This window comes from Burkholderia sp. 4M9327F10 (assembly GCF_005503145.1).
In the GTDB taxonomy this organism is placed as follows: domain Bacteria; phylum Pseudomonadota; class Gammaproteobacteria; order Burkholderiales; family Burkholderiaceae; genus Paraburkholderia.
Map to the genome: position 1 here is coordinate 1 of NZ_SCNV01000130.1, position 3,675 is coordinate 3,675.

The 3,675-nt window shown below is 60.2% G+C and carries 3 protein-coding genes; 1 reads left to right on the forward strand and 2 read right to left on the reverse strand.

Translation table 11 applies throughout. The features are described from left to right. Positions 1-187: 187 nt before the first annotated feature. Positions 188-1,594 (reverse strand): argininosuccinate lyase, encoded by a 1,407-nt coding sequence (gene argH / locus FFS45_RS41290; protein WP_137960328.1) that lies wholly within the window; start codon positions 1,592-1,594, stop codon positions 188-190. Positions 1,595-2,104: 510 nt separating this feature from the next. Here argH and FFS45_RS41295 point away from each other — a divergent pair. Further along, complete coding sequence (locus FFS45_RS41295) at positions 2,105-2,911, forward strand: polysaccharide lyase family 7 protein (protein WP_137960329.1); 807 nt, start codon at positions 2,105-2,107, stop codon at positions 2,909-2,911. Positions 2,912-2,935: 24 nt separating this feature from the next. Here the strand turns inward: FFS45_RS41295 and FFS45_RS41300 are convergent. Continuing rightward, positions 2,936-3,675 (reverse strand): helix-turn-helix transcriptional regulator (locus FFS45_RS41300; protein ID WP_137960330.1); only part of this gene is annotated, 740 nt, incomplete at its 5' end.

The following is a 3,675-nucleotide window of genomic DNA, read 5'->3' on the forward strand; positions in this document are numbered from 1 at the left end:
TGCCACCTGCCGAATATGAGCTCACCATGCAGAAAAGGTGGAAGGCGGAAAAAGTGTCCAGCATTACTTGACCACTTCATGCCGCCCCGCACAGGGGCAACGCTAATAAACCAGAAGCAAAACAAGGAAAGGCCAACGCCGCAAAGAACACCAACCAATAAAACAAGCCGCCGCAGGCAAAAAACCTCTACTTCAAACCCAGCCGCGCAGCGGCAACAGCACTGCGAACTTGCTCCGGCGCAGTCCCCCCCGGATGATTTCGGCTACCCACAGACCCTTCAAGCGTCAAATACTCAAACACATCCTCACCAATAAGATGCGCCACATTAGGCAATTCCTTGCGCATCTCATCAAGAGAAAGATCAGCCAGATCACACTGACGATCGACACAAATCCGCACAGCATGTGCCACCGCCTCATGCGCATCGCGGAACGGCAGCCCACGCTTAACCAGATAATCCGCCAGATCGGTAGCAGTCGAAAACCCCTGCAACGCCGCAGCCCGCATAGCCTGCGGCTTAACCGTAATCCCCGCCACCATCTCGGCAAAAATCCGCAGTGTGTCAGCCACCGTATCCACGGTATCGAATAGCGGTTCCTTGTCTTCCTGATTGTCCTTGTTGTACGCCAGCGGCTGGCCCTTCATCAGCGTCAGCAATGCCATCAGATGCCCATTCACGCGGCCCGTCTTGCCGCGCGCCAGTTCCGGCACGTCCGGGTTCTTCTTCTGCGGCATGATCGACGAGCCCGTGCAGAAGCGGTCCGCCAGATCGATAAAGCCCACGCGCGGACTCATCCACAGCACCAGCTCTTCCGAGAAGCGCGATACGTGTGTCATCACCAGCGCCGACGCTGCCGTGAACTCAATCGCAAAGTCGCGATCCGACACCGCGTCCAGCGAGTTCGCGCAAATTCCGTCGAAGCCCAGCGTCTTTGCCACCGCGTGGCGGTCGATCGGGTAGCTCGTGCCGGCCAGCGCCGCCGCGCCCAGCGGCAGGCGGTTCACGCGCGTGCGGCAGTCGCGCATGCGCTCAGTGTCGCGGGTGAACATCTCCACGTAGGCCAGCAAGTGGTGGCCGAACGTCACCGGTTGCGCAACCTGCAAGTGCGTAAAGCCAGGCATGATCGTTTCGGCGTTTTGCTCCGCCAGGTCAATCAGCGCAGTGCGCAAATCCTTCAACAATCCGCCAATCCGGTCGATTTCGCCGCGCAGCCACAGGCGGATATCCGTCGCCACCTGATCGTTGCGCGAACGGCCCGTGTGCAGGCGCTTGCCCGCGTCGCCGATCAGCGCCGTCAGGCGCGCTTCGATGTTCAGGTGCACGTCCTCCAGGTCGAGTTGCCATTCGAACTCGCCGCGCTCGATCTCACCCTTGATCTGCGCCATGCCGCGCTGGATGGCCGCCAGATCGTCGGCGCCGATGATCTTCTGCGCGGCCAGCATCGCAGCGTGTGCCAGCGAACCCTCGATGTCGACGAGCGCCAGTCGCTTGTCGAAGAAAACCGACGACGTATAGCGTTTGACGAGTTCCGACATCGGCTCCGAGAAGCGAGCCGACCAGGCTTCGCCTTTTTTATGCAGTTGGGACGTCATGGTGTTGGGCAGTTGAACAGTGTGGAGGCGGAATGCATTCGCCAGCAGTGTCGCAGGCGACGCGAAAGCGTGCAAAAACGTAGATTTTAACACTGGCCGGTAGCCTCAAAGACGCCACTGGCCGCGCACCCCGCACGCAGAAGGGGCCGTCGGCAGATGCGTTCGCCGTGCAGCCTCGGCTCGCGTTCCTCTACCGCCAGCTTCCGATCCTCGCGGGATGCGGATTTGATCCCGGTGCCGGTGACACACACCGGGCACCAGATTAATGCGACGTGCATGCGCAAACAACACATAAGTCAAGCCGATCGGAATATCCGTATTTAGAGATAATAGGAAAACGTTTACTCAATCAAAAAGCACTGATAGGATTGAATGGAAATGATGCCGTGGATGAGTGTTTGACTTTATGAGGAAAACGTTACCCAAAACCGATATATCAAAAATAATCGGCCTGTCAAAACGCAGTGGCATTTCAACCCGGTATTTCAACCCGGTAAAAACGGAGGAAAAATGAAAAGCGGAATCGCGATCTGTTTAGTTGGAGCGCTGTTAGGAGGCATGCTCTCAGCATGCGGCGGTGGCGCCGAGGGCGGAGCGTCGCCGGTAGCGCAGAAGCAAGTAGTTCGAGATGCAACGCTGCCTGCGCTCAGCACCACCAGTCCACCCGGGTCGAACTTCAACCTTGCACCGTTTACGCTGCAGTTGCCGACGGGCTCGTCAGGTAATGTCGATACGGTGAGCGGCGCCAATCTTGCCGCTGGCTACACGAGTCCCTACTACTTCGATACCGACAGTTCGGATGGCTCCATGGTCATGATGGATCCCACCCAGGGCTGGACTACTTCCGGTTCGGTGCATCCACGAACGGAGTTGCGTGAAAACGCAATCTGGAGCACCGCCGGTACAAACAAGCTGGATGCCACCGTCGCCGTGACCCAGGTGCCTAACCACACCACAATCGGGCAGATTTTCCAGGGTACTGGACCTAGCAAGCCGCTGTGCGAATTGCAGTACACCGCGAGCGGCGTGGTTCAGCTTTTACTTGAGAGTACTAACCAGGGCGGAAGCTCGACGACGACTGCGATTGCCAGCGTGCCGCTCGGCACGCCGTTCAACTATGAGTTGAGCCTCACCGGTACGACGGTTACCGTGACGGTGAACGGCACGGTGAAGACGTTTACGATGGATTCCAGCTTTGATGGAGAAAGCTTCTATTTCAAGGCGGGCAATTACGATCAATCCGCTGTGTCGGGCACGCCTTTGACAACCCCCGGCACTGTCGTCAAGTTCTATGCGTTGACGTTGACACATCAGTAGGCGTTGCTTCGCTCGTTTCCACGCTCACTCCCGCACCAGCACCACCAGTTTCAGGTCCTCGCGGTGCGCGGGCTTGAACGTGATCTGGTCGTACACGACCCGGCCGTCGCGCGGATGGTTGAATTCGCGCCGGCCGCCTTCACGTTCGCCCACGTCCTGCGAGGCCCAGAAGCGCGCAAAGGCGTCGCTCGTGCTCGTCAGCGTGTCGATGAGGCCGCGTGTGGGTGCGTCGTTCAGGTGCCGGATCGAGTCCGCGCGAAACTCGGCGGCCAGCCGCCGGGCTCGCGTTTCCCAATCCACGATCAGTTCGCGTGCGGCCGGCTCGGTGAACGTGAAACGCAGCAGATTGCGGTCGTGCGTGCCGTCCAGCCAGCCCACAAACAGGTCCGCCGCGCGCTCGTTCCACGCCAGCGCGTTCCACTGCCGGTCCAGCACGTAAGCCGGGGCGTTGACGAGCTGCACGGTTTCGAGCAGCGTCGCGGGAGCGTCTGTCGTGGCCGGGTCCGGTTCGGCCGGGTCGCGCTGGGCCGCGAGTTCGAACAGATACGCCCGTTCGGCGCGCGACAGTTGCAGCGCGACGGCAATCCGCGCAAGCGCATCGGCGGAGGCCGACACCGGCCGTCCTTGCTCGATCCACGTGTACCAGGTGGGGCTGACTCCGCACAGTTGCGCGACTTCCTCACGGCGCAGGCCCGGCGTGCGCCGGCGCGGACCGGGCGGCAGGCCGACCGCCTGCGGAGAAAGCCTGTCTCTTATACACATCT

Coding starts and splice junctions, on each gene's coding strand:
- argH (WP_137960328.1), bottom strand. CDS start 1,594: ATGACGTCCCAACTGCATAAAAAAGGCGAAGCCTGGTCGGCTCGCTTC.
- FFS45_RS41295 (WP_137960329.1), top strand. CDS start 2,105: ATGAAAAGCGGAATCGCGATCTGTTTAGTTGGAGCGCTGTTAGGAGGC.